The sequence below is a fragment of the Ruegeria sp. BF10 genome (genome assembly GCF_056538725.1).
The window spans coordinates 159,426-175,594 of sequence record NZ_JBQFTR010000002.1 but is presented as its reverse complement, the minus strand read 5'-3'; the positions used below and the strand labels follow the sequence as shown (position 1 = coordinate 175,594).

The following is a 16,169-nucleotide window of genomic DNA, read 5'->3' as shown; positions in this document are numbered from 1 at the left end:
GTCTAAGTAAAAGAGACCCAACCTGAATCAGGTTTGAGTGTCGTTAGATCAGCCTGCCAGAAATGGCCTTGCGAGGGCTGGTCATACTTGCGGTCTATCGAACAATCCGAAAGTGCGCACCAAAGCAATGTGCCTACTGCCCCGTGTGTCGCGATTGCAAGATCCCCGGCATGATGCGTCTGGGTTATCTCTGTTACTGCGCGATGAATGCGTCTCTGCGCCTCGACAGCTGTTTCCCAACCACGATAGCTCTTATCCGGCTGAGCAAAGAAAGCATCGGCTGCGGCCTCGAAATCGTCCCGAGGCAAGTAACCGGTTGCGCTGCGGTCGTTCTCACCAAGGCCCAAGTTGCAATTCACGGGTAGCGCTCGTGGTGCAGCAAGAATCTCAGCTGTTTCGCGGGCCTTCCGCTCGCTGCTGGTCCATACTTGCGCCACGTTGGACAAGACTTCGCTGGATGCAAATGCAGTAGCGCGTTTGCGGCCCACAGTGTTCAAGCCCCATTCGGTTATCGGGGCGGCCGGATCGATTGCGACCTCGGGGTGCGAGATGATAATGAGTTTCGGCATTTAATCCGGCAAAAGAACGGGGCCTTTGTCAGCAAAGCCCATTTTGATCTCGGTGCCGGGATCCAGCGGCGCATCGACGTCATCGTGAACGGCAAAAACCTGACCGAATTCACCGGTCAGCGTGTATTCCATCCGAACGCCAACATAGGTCGCCTTGGCCACCGTGGCTGGGATGCCTTGGTCTGAGCCGATGACCAGACGAGAGGGTCGCACGGCGATGGTCGCGGGTCCTTCGGACAATCCACGACGTGGTAGCGTGTGGCGATACCCTTCTATTTCTATCGTTGCCGCGTCGCCATTGATATCGACGATTTGGCATTCCAAAAGGTTTGCCTCGCCTATGAAATCGGCAACAAATCGGTCGTTCGGGGCGTCATAAAGCTGGCGTGGTGTGCCCATTTGGGCGATTGCTGCGTTGCGCATGACAACAATCTCATCCGAGACCGCCAGTGCCTCCTCCTGATCGTGGGTCACGTAGACAACGGTCAAACCAAGATCTTGCTGGATAGCCCGAATATCCTCTCGCACCTGACGGCGAAGCTTGGCATCAAGATTGGACAGCGGCTCGTCGAACAGTAGAACCTGCGGCTCAAGAACCAGCGCGCGGGCGACTGCAACACGCTGTTGTTGACCCCCTGACAGTTCAGAGGGAAGACGGTTGTCGAACCCCTGAAGACCAACAAGTTCCAGCCCGTTCAGAGCGCGGCTGCGGGCTTCATCCTTTGCAAAGCCCGAGAAAGTGAGGCCATACATCACGTTTTCCAGCACGCTCATGTGAGGGAAAAGCGCGTATGACTGGAACACCATGGATACGTCACGGTCGGTGGCAGGCAATTTGGTCACGTCCCGATCACCGATCAGGATCTTGCCCGAGCTTGCCATTTCCAACCCGGCAATCATGCGCAGAGTCGTTGTTTTCCCACAGCCTGACGGGCCAAGCAGCGTGACGAGTTTTCCTGCCTCGACGTGCAGGTCGATGTTGTCGACGGCGACGACATCCTTGCCGAACACTTTCGACACGTTCTCAAAGCGTACTGGGGCAGCCTTGGAACCGATTTTGGTGTCGGTCATGGCGATGTCTCCGTTCCGTGCTGCGTGCGTCGGCCAATCTGGACCCGACCGACGAGAAGTTGCAATAAGCCGACCGCCGCGAGCATCACGAAGATCAGCGTCGTCGAATAGGCGATCGCAAGGCCATAGTCGTTGTTCTCGACCCGACCGATGATGTAGCTGGTCGCCATGTCATATTCTGCACTGACCAGAAAGATGACGGCCGAGATCGCCGTCATGGCGCGCACAAAGCTGTAAACGAGCGCAGCAAGTATCGCAGGGCGCAACAGCGGCAGAATGATGTTTCGGAACGTCTGCCACGAGTTTGCACCAAGGGTCAGCGAGGATTCATCCAGGCTGCGGTCAAGCTGCGACATGCTCGCGATCCCCGCACGAACGCCAACCGGCATGTTGCGGAAGATGAAGCTGACAACGAGAATGACACCCGTACCCGTGATTTCAATTGGCGGAACGTTGAAGGCCAGGATGTAGCTGACGCCGATCACTGTCCCGGGGATGGCGAAGGACAGCATTGTTCCAAATTCGAAAGCGTTCTTGCCTGCAAAACTTTGTCTTGTCAGCAGGTAAGCGGTCACCAGACCAACGGCGGCAGTCAATGGGGCAGCAATGGCCGCGATGGTTATGGTGGTCCAGAAACTGTCCCAAGCGGCTCCGGTCCAGCGAATTCCCTCGTCTTCGAAGCGGACCGAGAATGCAGTGATGTAGTGTTTGATCGTCAGCGAGTTATCGACGCCCCACAGCTCGACAACACTGCCGTAAATGATCATCGCGTAGACAACAATCGTGAACAGCGCCCAGCCCAGAGCGATGAGCAGTACCGGAACAGAAAGGCCAGTCGGCATCAGTGGATGAACGCCGGCATCCCCTTTGCCGGTGACGGTTGTATAGCTTTTCTTTCCCAGCCAGACACGCTGCGCGTAAAAGGCGGAAAGAGTGAAGAACAGAAGCACCATGGCCAGAACCGCGGCCCTGCCCTGATCGTACTGAGCGCCGACGATGGCAAAGAATATCTCGGTCGAAAGCACGTCGAAATTCCCGCCCAATACAAGCGGATTTCCGAAATCGGCCATGCTTTCGATGAAGCCCAGAAGAAATGCGTTCGCAAGACCCGGCCGCATCAGGGGCAAGGAAACCGTCTTGAATGTCTGCCATCTGCTGGCGCGGAGCGTTTGCGCCGCTTCTTCCATCGACGGAGAGACACCTTCAACCACACCGATCAGAACAAGAAACGCAATTGGCGTAAACGCGAGTGTCTGCGCGATCAGGATGCCCGGCATTCCGTAAAGCCAGCGTGTCGGTTGCGTGCCGAACAGTTCGGCAAAGAACCGGGTGACAGAGCCGGACAGGCCAAAAAGCAGGATCAGCGCCAGGCCGATCACGAATGGCGGGGTGATTATTGGCAGAACGGTCAGAGCCCGCAACGCGCGCTTGTAGCGGAAACCCGAACGCGTCACGACCAACGCGAAACATAGGCCGAGGATCGTTGTGATGAAGCCAACGAGGATGGCAAGGAAAAGTGAGTTCCAGGCCGCACCGCATCGGGCGCCATGAAAACACCCCAGGCCCCACAGTCGATCATCGAAAAACTTCGAGAAGAAAACCGCGATGGAATACGCGCCGTCTTCGGTGATGAAAGCAGCGAAAAGCATCTTGGCGATGGGGAAGAAGACAAACGCGGTAACGATTGTAATCACGCCGCCGATGGCGCTTACGACAAAGACGTCACCGTTAATGGCACCCCTTGCCGCGATCCCCTGAGTCAGCAGGAACAAAAAGCTCGAGGCGCATATCATCGCGCCATAGCCCATGCCGAACTGACGGTCGCCCAGTTCGCCAAACATCGCCTCCAACCAGTTGAAGTTGAAACCTCTGATGCCAATGCTGAACCCCTGAGCGATCAGCCAGCCAAAGCCAAGCGCCCCTGACAGGATCAGTATGCGGGCGTAAACTGGATCAGATTTGGTGCGCTTCAACACCAGAAGCGGCAGGGCCAGTGCGATCAGGAGCGGCGCGAGCCAAAGTTTTTCGCCCTGCCCGATCAAAAATGCAGCGGGCGCGTAATCCTCATCGAATGGGTAGCCGTCCAAAAGCCACTCGAACGACCAAAGGCCGCCGTCGACCATATACCAAGGCAACAGGCAGAATCCGACCCACCCGGCCGTGATCCAGAAGATCAGGACCGGATGGGTCGTTTTTGAAGTCCGGTCAGTCATTTACTGCGGCAGAGTCGAAACCTCTTCATCCCATTTCTGCAACAGACGCTTCCGTTCGTCTGAGGAACCATACTTTTTGAAGTCATAATCAATCAGCTTGATCTGGCTCATGTCTGGCGCGCTCTCCGAAGTTTTTGCGTTCTTGTTCGACGGTACCTGAAACGCGTTGACCTGAAGAGCAAGGTTCTGAGCTTCTGGAGACAGCGCCCAGTCATAGAACTTTTTCGCCTCTTCTTCGTTGCGCGCCCCTTTGATAATCGACATCGAGCCGATTTCGTATCCCGTGCCCTCGCATGGCGCGACGACCTTAATCGGGAATCCTGAAACGGCCTGCTTCACGGCGTCATGCATGAAGACGATACCAATGGTGTTCTCACCCCGACCGGCGGCCTTGATCGGCGCGGACCCGGACTTGGTATATTGGTTGATGTTCGAATGCAGACCTTTCATGAACTCAAAACCTTCATCCTCGCCGAAGATCTGCACCATCGACGCCAGCGTGGTATAGGCCGTACCCGATGAGTTCGGGTTCGCCATCTGAACGTGGCCCTTGTATTCGGGCTTCAGCAGATCTTTCCAGCAGGCCGGTTCGGGCAGGTTGTTGGCAGCGATAAGATCGGAATTGTAGCCGTAGCCAAGTGCGCCCGAATAGATGCCGATCGTTCGGTTTCCCGCGCTTTCTGCCTGGGATATCGCCCAATCATGAAGCTGGTCGCGCATCGGCGAAATGTATTCCATCGTCAGGCCTTCTTCGGCGGACTGCAAATGCGGATCACCCGTACCGCCCCACCAAACGTCCCCTTTCGGGTTCGAGCTTTCGGCGCGTATTTGTGCAAAAGTTTCACCTGACGACTTCCGCGTCATGTTGACGTCGATGCCCGTGGCATCTTCAAAGCTGCGCGCCATCAGTTGGCACCAATCTTCTTGCGCCGAACAGTAAAGTGTCAGTTTATCGGCCTGTGCCGCCGACAGTGACGCAGCCAGAGCGATCACCGATCCAACCGTGGTGGATATCAATTTCCTCATTTTTTCCTCCCTTTGAGCTTGATGCGTCCGGGTTTCCCGGTTCTTTCATGCCCTTCCTCATGCAGCCTTTCGAAGTTTCTTTATGACAACTTTGACTTCTGGATCGTCTGTCAGATTGTTCAGCAAGTCTGACAGGTCTCTTTCTTGAACCAACTTTGCGGCCTTTGCCGGCGAAAACCAGTGACGTGTGCGTTCACTTTCTTCCTTCCAGTGTCGCTTCAGCTTTTCGACGACCAGGGGATAAAGAGTAACGCGGCAGCGAACGCTGCTTCGCCCCTCGTATCGTTTATCATAGTAAAAATGACCGATGGGCTGTTTCGAAATGGTGCCGACAGCGCCTGCTTCTTCTTGCGCTTCGATTTCGGCGGCATGCCATGGTTCTTTACCGTCCATTAGCCATCCTTTCGGGATAACCCACCGGCCGGTATCCCGCGAAGTGACCATAAGAACGCGCAACTTGCCAGTCTTGTCCCAGCGCATCGGAAGCGCCGCAATCTGATCTGCCGTTTCGCTGTCACCCATGCTGCTCCTCAATGCCACACGACCAGAAACCAAAAGAAAGCTGCCTTATTGGCAAATTTGGCCGGTTAACGCTTTGCCTTGGCTCGTATTCTGAATTTGGTCAGTCTGTGCACCTTTGCTTTGCGCTTGGAAATACTTGTGTTCGCTCGAATTCTCACAACCTTCCGTGGGTTATGCAACAAAAAATATTGCATTATGACCGAAAGCCCACAAAAGTAGGTTTCGAAGCCAAGTCGGGTCGTCGGATGTCCAAAACTAAAACGCGCGGCAGAATGTCTGAAAAGAACCAAAGCCGGGTAAAGAAGTCCGACCGGCGCCAACAGATATTGCTGGAACTGAAGCTGCGCCCGCACGTTCGCATCAATGAACTTGCACAGCGGTTCAACGTCTCCACCGAGACGGTACGCAGAGATTTCGATGCGCTGTCGAATGACGGTTTGATAGCGCGGGCACACGGGGGGGCGTCGGCCGCCGCGCAAGGGCACTATCCGGGTCTGGATGAACGAACAAACGCTCAGGTTGAGGAACGCGAACGGATAGGCGCCACAGCGGCGGAACTGATCCAGAGCGGTGAAACGGTCATGATCGATTCCGGCTCGACCACAATCGAAATGGCACGTGAACTGGCTTATATTGATACCCCTTGCACGGTAATCACCAATTCCATTCCCGTAGCTATGACCCTTGGCCATGGGGCTGCACAAGTGCTGTTATGCCCAGGGGAATTTTTGGCTACTGAGTCCGCAACGATCGGAACCGAGACGCTGGAGTTTCTGTCCCGTTTCAACGTCGACAGGTGCATGATCGGTTCCTCGGGGTTTTCGACGGATGGCCCTTCAGAAACAGTGCGGGGCTTTGCGGCAGTAAAAAGGGTGATGCTGACGCGAGCCGAGAAACGGCACCTTCTTGTTGATTCCGGGAAATTCGGCCGGAAAGGCCTGTCTCAGGTAGGAGGCCTTAGTGACCTGGATTCGATAATCACCGACAAAAAACCAACAGGAGAATTGCGTAACGCTATTGAGGGCGCTGGGGTCGACGTTCTCGTTGCCGGGTAGATGTGAAATGACTGATTAACGGCGGACAAAAAGCACCGCACATGACTGGGAGGAAAACATGAAGATTGATATCAAACTATTGCTTGGGGCATCTGCAATCGCGCTCATGTCGATAAGTGGAACGGCGTCGGCGCAGGATTGTCCACGCGGTGACTTGGACGAGCGTTTTTGTGATGCCGACGGTGATTTGATCGCGGATATCCCAACGGACCCTTCCGAGCAGATAGATCCGGACACTTTGATTTTTGCCTATACGCCGGTTGAAGACCCCGCCGTATACAAAACTGCTTGGTCCGACTTTCTTGACCATTTGAAAGCGGAAACTGGCAAGGACGTTGTCTTTTTCCCCGTTCAAAACAACGCGGCCCAGATCGAGGCGATGCGTTCGGGCCGTTTGCATATTGCAGGCTTCAACACCGGGTCCAACCCACTTGCGGTAAACTGCGCCGGGTTCCGTCCGTTCACGATCATGGCTTCGAAGGACGGAAATTTTGGTTACGAGATGGAGATCATCACCTATCCGGGTTCGGGCATCGAAAAGGTCGAAGACATCAAGGGGAAGCAACTGGCTTTCACATCGCCTACATCCAACTCGGGATTCAAAGCGCCCTCGGCGATCCTGAAAAGCGATTTTGATCTTCTGCCCGAACGCGATTTCGAACCTGTCTACTCGGGCAAGCACGACAACTCGATCCTGGGTGTCGCCAACAAGGATTACCTGGCGGCCTCAATTGCGAATTCCGTCAAGTCCCGGATGATCTCGCGCGATGTGATCAAGGAAGATGATGTCATTACGATCTACAAGTCGCAGACCTTCCCGACCACAGGGTTTGGCACCGTCTACAACCTGACGCCCGAGTTGCAGGAAAAGATCCGCAATGCGTTTTTCAGTTTCGACTGGGAAGGCACGACTCTGGAGGCGGAGTTCTCGAAATCGAACGAAGGCCAATTCCTCGAGATGACCTATCAGGAATTCTGGGACGTCATTCGTAAAATTGACGCAGCAAATGGCGTCTCTTACGCCTGCCAGTAACTTCCGGCTCATCCGGCGGGCCTGAAAGGGCCCGCTCTTCACCCTAATCTGGGGCATTTCATGCTGCGTCTTCAAAAGCTGACAAAAACATACAAGACCGGAGATCAGGCGCTGAAGGCGATTGATCTTGAGGTTCCAAAAGGTCAGGTTCTTGCGTTGATCGGGCCCTCGGGCGCGGGCAAATCGACCATGATCCGCTGTGTCAACCGGTTGGTTGAACCGACCAGCGGCGGTGTCCTTCTGGATGACGTAGACGTGACCAAACTCGGCTCGGGTGCGCTGCGGAAAGTGCGCCGCCAAATGGGCATGATCTTTCAGGAATATGCTTTGGTCGAACGCCTTACGGTGATGGAAAACGTATTGTCCGGCAGGCTGGGTTATGTAGGGTTCTGGCGCAGTTTTCTGCGGCGGTATCCGCAGTCGGATGTGGACGAAGCCTTCCGCTTGCTCGACCGGGTGGGGCTGTTGCACATGGCGGATAAACGGGCGGATGAACTGTCGGGTGGTCAACGCCAGAGGGTGGGCATCTGCCGCGCCTTGATACAGAACCCGAAACTGTTGCTGGTCGATGAGCCAACTGCGTCGCTGGACCCAAAGACCAGCCGTCAAATCATGCGGCTGATCACCGAGTTATGTCAGGAACGCGGATTGGCGGCCATCATCAATATCCATGATGTGGCGCTCGCTCAGATGTTTGTTCCCCGCGTCGTGGGACTCCGCTTTGGCGAAATTGTGTATGATGGACTTCCCACCGGCCTTACCCCTGAGAAGCTGACCGAGATCTATGGGGAAGAGGACTGGGAAGCAACCATCGAAAAAGTGGACGAAGATGAAGATGTCGAGGCCGCAGAATGAGCCATCGAGAACTGGACGACATGCTGGGAAAAGGCTGGCGTAAGCCTGCCTTTGTCAAGAACCCAGTGCTCCGCTGGGCATTGCTTCTTGGTTTTTTCGCCTATCTGATCGCAGCCTTTATGACCATCGAAGTCGATTGGGGCCGTGTCTATGAAGGGCTGGATCGGGGTTGGGCGTTTGTGCTTGCATTCACCAGCCCGGACTTCATTTCACGGTGGTCAGATATTTGGAGCGGCCTTCTGGAAAGTATCGTCATGACCGTGGCCGCGTCGGTCGTAGGTATCCTGATATCGATCCCGATTGGGCTGGGGGCTGCACGCAATATCGCGCCATTGCCAATCTACATGATTTGCCGAGGCATTGTTGCGATAAGTCGGGCATTGCAAGAGATTATCGTTGCCATATTGCTTGTGGCGATCTTCGGCTTTGGCCCGCTCGCTGGATTTCTGACGCTTTCCTTCGCCACCATCGGATTTCTCTCGAAACTGCTGGCAGAAGATATCGAAGCCATGGACAAGGTTCAGGCCGAGGCGATCAAGGCCTCTGGAGCGCGTTGGCCACAATGGATCAACTATGGAGTTCAGCCGCAGGTGATGCCGCGACTTGTGGGCCTTTCCATGTATCGGATCGACATCAACTTCCGGGAAAGCGCGATCCTCGGGCTTGTGGGGGCTGGTGGAATTGGCGCGACTTTGAACACCGCATTCGACCGCTATGAATACGACACCGCGGCAGCCATTCTCATTCTTATCATCGGCATCGTGATGGCTCTTGAATACCTTTCGGGAATTATACGAGCGAGGGTTCAGTAATGCCGATACTTGAACGCGACGATGCGCAAATCTGGCGTCGCCGGACAACAGGTCAGAGCTTGGTCCGTTGGTTCGGCTGGCTGTTGGGCGCGGCGATCTTTGTTTACTGCTGGCAGCTGATCTCGGAATCGACCACTTGGTTTTTCGTCTGGGACGCGCCCCGCATCGCCAATGATATATGGACCCGGGCAACGCCTCCTAAATGGGAGTACATCACCCAGTTGGGTCGCCCGATTTGGGACACGCTAAATATCGCCACCCTGGGTACAATCATCGCCCTGTGCATGGCAGTCCCCGTCGCCTTTTTGGCGGCCCGCAACACCACGCCGTCCGCTCTGTTCATCCGGCCGATTGCGCTATTGGTCATTGTCTCGACCCGCTCCATCAACTCGTTGATCTGGGCGCTTCTTCTGATCGCGATTATTGGTCCCGGTGTGTTCGCCGGTGTCATAGCAATCGCCATTCGTTCAATCGGGTTTTGCGCAAAGCTTCTTTACGAAGCGATTGAGGAAATTGATCACGCGCAGGTCGAAGCAATCGCGGCGACCGGTGCTTCACGCTGGCAGGTCATGGCCTATGGGATCGTACCGCAAATCCTGCCCGCGTTTGCAGGCATTGCCGTTTTCCGTTGGGATATCAACATCCGCGAATCCACGGTGCTTGGGCTGGTTGGAGCTGGAGGCATCGGGTTGCAACTTTCAGCTTCGCTCAACGTTCTGGCATGGCCGCAAGTCAGCCTGATCCTGATTGTAATTCTGGGCGCCGTTATGATCAGCGAATGGGTTTCGGCGAAAGTACGAGGGGCCATCATTTGACCGGTTTCTCTGTGCAAGATGCTTTTGACGCCTACGAGGCTGTACGACATCGCTTGCCGCAAACCAGATCTACTGAATTGAGCTATCGCCAGGCGGACACGCTGGAGGACATAGCTCATGAGTTTGAGGTGTTCCTCCTCGATGCTTTCGGGGTTCTCAATATTGGTGATACGGCAATCCCGGGCACGCCGGATCGGGTCAGGTCGCTGAAAGCCGCCGGAAAACGTGTTCTGGTTGTGTCGAATGCCGCTGGGTTTCCCCACGCAACTCTACTGGAGAAGTACACGAGGCTTGGTTACGATTTCGCCCCACAAGACGTGATCACCAGCCGGGTCACATTGTTGTCTGAACTAAACGGCCAAAGTGAGTTGCATTGGGGATTGATGGCGACCCCCAGTGCCGGCCTTCGCGATCTGGAGGGGCTGAAACTATCCTATCTGGAGGACGATCCGAAGCCCTACGAAACCGTCGACGGTTTTTTGCTGATCGGGTCGGCGGTTTGGACTGAATCGCGACAAGCCATGTTGGAGGCCGCTTTGCTGGAGCGCCCCCGCCCGGTATTGGTCGGCAACCCTGACATTGTCGCTCCGCGCGAGTATGGTTTTTCCAAGGAACCCGGTCTTTACGCGCATCGGCTGGCAGACCGGACAGGCGTCGCCCCTCAGTTTTTTGGAAAGCCTTTCGCCAATATCTATGATATTGCTTTCCAACGTCTCGGGCACATCGACAAGCCCCGGGTTCTGATGGTTGGCGACAGCCTTCACACCGACATACTGGGCGCACGAGAAGCCGGCATAGCTTCCGCTCTCATCTCGGGATACGGTTTCTTCGCAGGGCATGATGTTGAAGCAGCGATCATGAAGGCAGGGATAGCGCCGAACTTTGTTTTGAACCGGCCTTGATGTCAGTGTCGTCAGAAAGCAAATCCTCTTACGCTTTGCGCGACATTGCTCAGGGCGAGCTAGCACCACGGTCAACCATTCAGGCAACCGGCCGCACTTATGCGGCTGGCCTTTCGATCTTGCTGAAGTCTGCGCAGAATCTCCGATTGGCGCCGTTCTGCCAGATGTGGGACATTCAGTCGGTCTCGCCAAAGCCTTTAGGTACCGGCAGATCAGGCAGAGTTGCCGCACGTTTTTGCAAGGCTCGCCCGATAACCACGCGGCTGATTTCCGTCGTCCCGTCCACGATCCGCAGCATTTGCGCAAGGCGGGACAAACGATCCAGACCGTAGGGCTGCAACAGCCCCGCACCACCCAACACTTGCGTACAGGTGTTCGCAGCCTTCACGGCGGCATCGGGCACGAACCTTTTCGCATGAGCGGCCATCAATGGACCTTCGGGCGTGCCAAGGGATTCTGCCGCCTTTCGGTAGAGAAGCTTTGAGGCTTCAAGGTCTGTTGCAACCTCGCCCAGCATCCACTGGATCCCGTCCAGATCGAGGTTCTTGCCACCAAACATCTTGCGGTTCTTGGAATAGGACAACGCCGTATCCAGCGCAGCTTGCATCAATCCACAGCATCCTGACGCAATCGAAACGCGGGCAATATCAATCGCCATGAGCGAGCCTTGCAGGCCCTGGCCAATGGGCAGGATGATGTTGTCTTCGCTCACCACCACTTTGTCCATGTACATCTCGGCCAAGGGCAGGAAGTTGTAGGATGGGGTATCATAAAGCGGGCCAAAGCTGAGGCCCGGTGCGTCGGCCGGGATGGCGATCATCGCCATATCCTTGTGGCCGGGAGCGTCACTGGTCTTAACCACGGTGAAATAGATATCAGCCTCGGTCGCCAGGCTGACCCATGCCTTCGCGCCGCGGATCGTCCATGTGCCGTCACCATTGATCACGGCGCGCGAATACATGTTTGTTGCGTCCGACCCCGATTGCGGTTCGGTCAGGGCAAAGTTCGCCAGCTTGCGGCCCGAGGTCAGATCCCGCGCCCACTTTTCCTTGAAGGCATCCGTGCCATAGCCGCAGCCCGCGAAGGTACAGATGTTGTGCATCGACAAGGCAAAGGCATAAGCGCCATCTCCGAGCCCCAGCTGTTCGTAGACCTGAATGCCCTCGGACAGCGGCAAGGCCTGCCCGCCAAACTCTTCGGGGGCGTAGAGCCCCGTCAGGCCAGCGGCCCCGGCCTTGTCAGACGCATCACGGGGCCATGTCTTTGCGGCGTTCCAGGCGTCCACATTGGGCAGGATGACTTGCTCGGCGTGGTCGCGTGCGGCTTGGAGTATGGTGGCGAGTTTGTCTGACATTGGTCGGTCCTTTTGTGAGCGGCTCTTTTCACATGACGCCACACTTCAGCACCTGCTGAGCAGGCAGCCGGTCAAGCTTCCAGAGGAGAGTCAGGTGAGAACGCCATGTATTGAGCAATATTTAGCAGGAGAAACTTCTTTGCTCTATCTCGCGTGGTGACAGGGTATTGTCCAAAAGTGACAAAAAGCGCGTCTCAGATATTCGTCCTGCGATACGAGCTGGGGGTGCTGCCGGTCCAGCGTTGAAAGGCTCGGTGAAAGTTTGCGGCCGAGGAAAATCCGACACCATGGGCGATGGCCTCAACGCTTTTGCGCCCCGCCTGAAGATCACGGATTGCGATGTCACGCCGCAGGGCATCCTTGATGGCCTGAAACGATGTTCCATCCGCATGCAGCCTGCGGATCAGGGTGCGCGGGGTCATGTGCATCGCGGACGCTGTCTGGGTCAGGGTTGCCGCGCCCCAGCCCGTTTGACCCAGATATGTGCGCACCCGCAGCGATTGGGTGTGCTCTCGCGAACTGGTGAAGATCCAGTCTCGGGGCGCGTTTTGCAAAAACCGGTCAAGATCAGATGTGCTGCGCGCCTGCACTGGACCCAGTGCATTCGGATCGAACGAAATCGCGGTGGCGCCTTGGCCAAACCGTAGCGGCGCCGGAAAGATGACCGCGTAATCCTGATCGAAGTCGGGGCGGTCAAACACGAAATCGACGCCCCTGACCGGAACTTCATGCCCCGCCAGCCAAGACATGAGCCCGTGGGCAAGTTTGAGTATCAGCATGTGCCCGAACCGCTGAACTTGAGCCGCGCCCCGTGGCTTCAGGGTAAGCACCAACATGTTATCGGCGTCATCCAGATCAAACTGGTAGTCATCCAGCAACAAGTTCCAGAAGGTCGAAAAGCGATAAAGTGCCGATGAAAGTGACGTGGCTTCCCGGACTGTCGTCAAAAGATGTTGCAGGGCCCTCGGCCGGATTGGGCGGCTCCAAAGCCCCATCATCTCATCACCGGTCTCAACTGCGGCAAGTTGATAGAGACATACGATCTGATCCAGCGTGACGCGACCATGAGGGTGACGCGTATCCGCGACCAAACCCGACCGGCCGAGAAGCGACGTCATCTGCGCCTCGGGGCACAGCGTATGCAGCGCCGTCAGCCAGTCATCGATAAACTGGCTGGAAACCGTGGAAAGGATCGTTGGTGCGACATTGGTCATGACGTGCAAGGAGGTATCACCAATTCCGGTCGAGATAAAACACGGCGCGTGCAGATGGTGGATTGTCGATGTCTTCATCAAACAACGCTCTGCTTGAACTCAATTCAGAGGGCTAGCGCCCCTGTTCGCCGCACCGGTCATCGAATATCGCTGTGCGGTGGCGGGCGGAGCTTTTGTTTGCATCGGCAAACAATCTCGCGGATGAACCGGGCGCTCTTTGGCTCGGGCCGCCACTGCCCCAAATCCCGGGCTATAGATGGCCAAAATTTAATCAGTCGCGCTTTGATAATGAGCAGCTGAGAGGCTGTCAAAGGCGCCGATTCCAAAACATCGCAAAAATAAATGGCAATTTTTTTGAATACTTTTACCATGTGGTCAAATTAGGGGGCAGATGAATGTTTGACATCATCATCAGAAAGGCCAGCTTGCCGGATGGCCGCGAACCGGTGGATATTGCGATCAAGGGCGACAGTGTTGCGGAAATTGCCGCTGACATCTTGGGTGAAGCGCGCGAAGAAATCGATGCAAAGGGCCGCCTGGTTTCACCTCCGTTCGTCGACCCGCACTTCCATATGGACGCCACCCTGAGCCTGGGGACGCCACGTATGAATGTCTCGGGCACGCTTTTGGAGGGCATCGCGCTTTGGGGAGAACTGAAGCCCCTGCTGACGCCCGAAGCGGTGATCGAGCGGGCCATGCGATATTGCGATCTGGCCGTGTCGCAGGGGTTGCTGGCCATCCGTTCGCATGTGGATGTTTCGTCAACTCCGTTGGTGGGTGTCGAAGCTTTGCTGGAAGTGCGCAAGCTGGTTGCCCCGTATATTGATTTGCAATTGGTGGCATTCCCGCAAGATGGACTGTATCGCGCAGAAAATGCAGAGAAAAACCTGATCCGGGCGCTCGATATGGGGGTCGACGTGGTGGGCGGTATCCCGCATTTTGAACGCACGATGTCGGAAGGCGCCCGATCGGTCACGAGGCTGGCCGAGATTGCCGCAGATCGTGGGCTGATGCTGGACCTGCACTGTGATGAAAGCGACGATCCGATGTCGCGCCATGTGGAAACCCTCGCCTATGAAACCACGCGCCTTGGGCTCGGGGGTCGTGTGACTGCAAGCCATGTCACCGCGATGCATTCATACGACAACTACTATGCCTCGAAGCTTGTTCCGCTGATCGCGGAAAGCGGCATGAACGTCGTACCGAACCCGCTTATCAATATCACGCTGCAAGGCCGCTCGGACACTTATCCGCGCCGCCGTGGCCTGACCCGTGTACCAGAATTGCGTGCAGCAGGTGTGAACGTTTCCTTCGGGCAGGATTGCACCATGGATCCATGGTATTCTCTTGGGTCCGCCGACATGCTGGAAGTGGCCCATATGGGCGTGCATGCGGTGCCGATGACATCCCGCGAGGCGATGGAATGGGCTTTCACATCCGTTACCCAGAACGGTGCCAAGACCATGGGTCTGCCTGACCCGACAATTCGCAAAGGTGGCCCGGCCAACATGGTTGTGCTGCAAGCGCGTGACCCGATTGAAGCTGTTCGCATGAAGGCCACACGTCTTGCCGTCATCAAAAACGGCAAGGTGCTGGCGCGTACCGAACCAAGACTGGCCGCGCTTTCTTTGCCCGGCCGCCCCTCGACCCTGGATCCAGCGGATTACGCGCCCAGGCCCAATACTCAGGAAGCTCAAAAACAAGAATAGTTGCCACCAACAGAAGAGGATACTCCGATGAAATTCACCACAACACGTCGTCAACTGATGGTCGGCGCTGCGGCCACGCTGGCCCTGCCGGCTTATGTCCGCCGCGCCAATGCACAATCTGCGATCCGCGTCGCTGGCGTGCATATGTCTCCGGTCGAAAACGCATGGAACAGCCGGATCCATGTGGCGATGCAGGAAGCCGCCGAGGCTGGTCTGATCGAATATGAGTTTTCCGAGGGTGTAGCTCCGACCGACTATCCCCGTGCGATGCGCGAATATGCCGAAGGCGGTGCGCAAATCATTTGGGGCGAGTCCTACGCGGTGGAACGCGAAGCACGCGAAGTGGCGGGTGACTACCCCGATACCGCGTTTCTGATGGGGTCTTCCGGCGGACCGGAGGGCGACAATTTCGGTGTCTTCGGCACCCGCAACCACGAGGCGGCCTATTTGGCCGGAATGCTTGCCGGCCGAATGTCGGAAAGCAATGTCTATGGTTCGGTCGGCGGTTATCCGATCCCCGAGGTGAACCTGCTGATCAATGCTTTCCGGATGGGCGTCAGTGAAGTGAACCCTGACGCCACTTTCCTCAACGGTTTCATCGGAGCATGGTTTGATCCCGCCCGCGCGCAGGAAGCCGCGATTGCCCAGATCGATGCGGGCGCGGACATCCTGTTTGGTGAACGGATCGGTACGGCGGATGCGGCTCAGGCGCGTGGTGTGAAAGCCATCGGTTCACTTATCGATTATACACCGCGCTATCCCGGTACGGTCTTTGCCAACGCGATATGGAACTATGGGCCAACCATCGAAGCCATCGTGGCGGATGTTCAGGCCGGCAAACCCACCGGGCGCAACTATACTGAATATTCCTTCATGGCCCATGGCGGCAATGAGCTGATCTATGTCGCTGACGAAGTGCCAGCCGACGCCATCCCTGCGATGGAGGCCAAACAGGCCGCGATCCAATCCGGCGAATGGGACGTTCCGATCGACGAAAGCGAGCCCTCCTGATCCCGGGG

At 56.3% G+C, this 16,169-nt stretch carries 16 protein-coding genes; 8 read left to right on the top strand and 8 right to left on the bottom strand.

Annotation, left to right across the window (positions count from 1 at the left end; genetic code table 11):
• Positions 1-2 precede the first annotated feature (2 nt).
• Genes ACR0DJ_RS10610 through ACR0DJ_RS10590 form a run of 5 tightly spaced genes read right to left on the bottom strand, consistent with a single transcriptional unit; the run spans position 3 to position 5,401 of the window.
• The gene (locus ACR0DJ_RS10610; RefSeq protein WP_480684896.1) at positions 3-569 is read right to left on the bottom strand and encodes a histidine phosphatase family protein; all 567 of its coding nucleotides are present in this window, start codon (positions 567-569) and stop codon (positions 3-5) included.
• Positions 570-1,640 (bottom strand): ABC transporter ATP-binding protein, encoded by a 1,071-nt coding sequence (locus tag ACR0DJ_RS10605; protein ID WP_257600966.1) that lies wholly within the window; start codon positions 1,638-1,640, stop codon positions 570-572.
• Positions 1,637-3,853, bottom strand: a complete 2,217-nt coding sequence (locus ACR0DJ_RS10600) for an ABC transporter permease (protein WP_480684895.1) — start codon at positions 3,851-3,853, stop codon at positions 1,637-1,639. The genes ACR0DJ_RS10605 and ACR0DJ_RS10600 overlap by 4 nt, the downstream gene beginning before the upstream one ends.
• Entirely contained in the window at positions 3,854-4,879 is a 1,026-nt protein-coding gene (locus ACR0DJ_RS10595; RefSeq protein WP_425079612.1) for an ABC transporter substrate-binding protein, read from the bottom strand.
• Positions 4,880-4,936: 57 nt separating this feature from the next.
• Positions 4,937-5,401, bottom strand: coding sequence for an NUDIX hydrolase (locus ACR0DJ_RS10590; RefSeq protein ID WP_480684893.1), 465 nt, complete (start codon positions 5,399-5,401; stop codon positions 4,937-4,939).
• 11 nt (positions 5,402-5,412) lie between these two features.
• Here ACR0DJ_RS10590 and ACR0DJ_RS10585 point away from each other — a divergent pair, with 11 nt between their 5' ends.
• The 6 genes from ACR0DJ_RS10585 to ACR0DJ_RS10560 are packed head-to-tail and all read left to right on the top strand — an operon-like array spanning position 5,413 to position 10,873.
• Complete coding sequence (locus tag ACR0DJ_RS10585) at positions 5,413-6,456, top strand: DeoR/GlpR family DNA-binding transcription regulator (RefSeq protein WP_480684892.1); 1,044 nt, start codon at positions 5,413-5,415, stop codon at positions 6,454-6,456.
• A 58-nt stretch (positions 6,457-6,514) separates the two neighbouring features.
• On the top strand, positions 6,515-7,489 hold the full coding sequence (gene phnD, locus ACR0DJ_RS10580) for a phosphate/phosphite/phosphonate ABC transporter substrate-binding protein (protein WP_170345390.1): 975 nt from the start codon (positions 6,515-6,517) through the stop codon (positions 7,487-7,489).
• Between the two features lie 60 nt (positions 7,490-7,549).
• Entirely contained in the window at positions 7,550-8,344 is a 795-nt protein-coding gene (gene phnC, locus ACR0DJ_RS10575) for a phosphonate ABC transporter ATP-binding protein (RefSeq protein ID WP_170345391.1), read from the top strand.
• Positions 8,341-9,156, top strand: a complete 816-nt coding sequence (gene phnE, locus ACR0DJ_RS10570) for a phosphonate ABC transporter, permease protein PhnE (protein ID WP_152457392.1) — start codon at positions 8,341-8,343, stop codon at positions 9,154-9,156. Before phnC ends, phnE (ACR0DJ_RS10570) begins: the two co-directional genes overlap by 4 nt.
• Entirely contained in the window at positions 9,156-9,971 is an 816-nt protein-coding gene (gene phnE, locus ACR0DJ_RS10565) for a phosphonate ABC transporter, permease protein PhnE (protein WP_480684891.1), read from the top strand. The genes phnE (ACR0DJ_RS10570) and phnE (ACR0DJ_RS10565) overlap by 1 nt, the downstream gene beginning before the upstream one ends.
• A complete protein-coding gene (locus ACR0DJ_RS10560; protein WP_480684890.1) occupies positions 9,935-10,873 on the top strand; it encodes an HAD-IIA family hydrolase in 939 nt (312 codons plus the stop codon). Before phnE (ACR0DJ_RS10565) ends, ACR0DJ_RS10560 begins: the two co-directional genes overlap by 37 nt.
• A 175-nt stretch (positions 10,874-11,048) precedes the next feature.
• On the opposite strand, the gene ACR0DJ_RS10555 is transcribed toward ACR0DJ_RS10560, so the two are convergent.
• The 3 genes from ACR0DJ_RS10555 to ACR0DJ_RS10545 form a co-directional block, all read right to left on the bottom strand.
• Positions 11,049-12,227: an acyl-CoA dehydrogenase family protein gene (locus tag ACR0DJ_RS10555; RefSeq protein ID WP_480684889.1), complete on the bottom strand. Its 1,179-nt coding sequence runs from the start codon at positions 12,225-12,227 to the stop codon at positions 11,049-11,051.
• A 194-nt stretch (positions 12,228-12,421) separates the two neighbouring features.
• On the bottom strand, positions 12,422-13,441 hold the full coding sequence (locus ACR0DJ_RS10550) for an AraC family transcriptional regulator (RefSeq protein ID WP_480685234.1): 1,020 nt from the start codon (positions 13,439-13,441) through the stop codon (positions 12,422-12,424).
• Between the two features lie 137 nt (positions 13,442-13,578).
• Positions 13,579-13,812 carry a hypothetical protein gene (locus ACR0DJ_RS10545; RefSeq protein ID WP_480686258.1) on the bottom strand — a complete coding sequence of 78 codons (234 nt, stop codon included), beginning with the start codon at positions 13,810-13,812 and terminating at the stop codon, positions 13,579-13,581.
• 24 nt (positions 13,813-13,836) lie between these two features.
• On the opposite strand from ACR0DJ_RS10545, the gene ACR0DJ_RS10540 reads away from it, so the two are divergent.
• On the top strand, positions 13,837-15,150 hold the full coding sequence (locus ACR0DJ_RS10540; protein ID WP_480684887.1) for an amidohydrolase family protein: 1,314 nt from the start codon (positions 13,837-13,839) through the stop codon (positions 15,148-15,150).
• 27 nt (positions 15,151-15,177) lie between these two features.
• Positions 15,178-16,161: a BMP family protein gene (locus ACR0DJ_RS10535; protein ID WP_480684886.1), complete on the top strand. Its 984-nt coding sequence runs from the start codon at positions 15,178-15,180 to the stop codon at positions 16,159-16,161.
• Positions 16,162-16,169: the final 8 nt, after the last annotated feature.

Excerpts from the sequence above, each read along its gene's own strand:
- ACR0DJ_RS10555 (WP_480684889.1), bottom strand. The coding sequence starts at position 12,227 with ATGTCAGACAAACTCGCCACCATACTCCAAGCCGCACGCGACCACGCC.
- phnD (WP_170345390.1), top strand. The coding sequence starts at position 6,515 with ATGAAGATTGATATCAAACTATTGCTTGGGGCATCTGCAATCGCGCTC.
- ACR0DJ_RS10600 (WP_480684895.1), bottom strand. The coding sequence starts at position 3,853 with ATGACTGACCGGACTTCAAAAACGACCCATCCGGTCCTGATCTTCTGG.
- ACR0DJ_RS10595 (WP_425079612.1), bottom strand. The coding sequence starts at position 4,879 with ATGAGGAAATTGATATCCACCACGGTTGGATCGGTGATCGCTCTGGCT.
- phnC (WP_170345391.1), top strand. The coding sequence starts at position 7,550 with ATGCTGCGTCTTCAAAAGCTGACAAAAACATACAAGACCGGAGATCAG.
- ACR0DJ_RS10610 (WP_480684896.1), bottom strand. The coding sequence starts at position 569 with ATGCCGAAACTCATTATCATCTCGCACCCCGAGGTCGCAATCGATCCG.
- ACR0DJ_RS10535 (WP_480684886.1), top strand. The coding sequence starts at position 15,178 with ATGAAATTCACCACAACACGTCGTCAACTGATGGTCGGCGCTGCGGCC.
- phnE (WP_480684891.1), top strand. The coding sequence starts at position 9,156 with ATGCCGATACTTGAACGCGACGATGCGCAAATCTGGCGTCGCCGGACA.
- ACR0DJ_RS10545 (WP_480686258.1), bottom strand. The coding sequence starts at position 13,812 with ATGGTAAAAGTATTCAAAAAAATTGCCATTTATTTTTGCGATGTTTTG.
- phnE (WP_152457392.1), top strand. The coding sequence starts at position 8,341 with ATGAGCCATCGAGAACTGGACGACATGCTGGGAAAAGGCTGGCGTAAG.
- ACR0DJ_RS10560 (WP_480684890.1), top strand. The coding sequence starts at position 9,935 with ATGGGTTTCGGCGAAAGTACGAGGGGCCATCATTTGACCGGTTTCTCT.
- ACR0DJ_RS10590 (WP_480684893.1), bottom strand. The coding sequence starts at position 5,401 with ATGGGTGACAGCGAAACGGCAGATCAGATTGCGGCGCTTCCGATGCGC.
- ACR0DJ_RS10605 (WP_257600966.1), bottom strand. The coding sequence starts at position 1,640 with ATGACCGACACCAAAATCGGTTCCAAGGCTGCCCCAGTACGCTTTGAG.
- ACR0DJ_RS10550 (WP_480685234.1), bottom strand. The coding sequence starts at position 13,441 with ATGACCAATGTCGCACCAACGATCCTTTCCACGGTTTCCAGCCAGTTT.
- ACR0DJ_RS10585 (WP_480684892.1), top strand. The coding sequence starts at position 5,413 with ATGCCACACGACCAGAAACCAAAAGAAAGCTGCCTTATTGGCAAATTT.
- ACR0DJ_RS10540 (WP_480684887.1), top strand. The coding sequence starts at position 13,837 with ATGTTTGACATCATCATCAGAAAGGCCAGCTTGCCGGATGGCCGCGAA.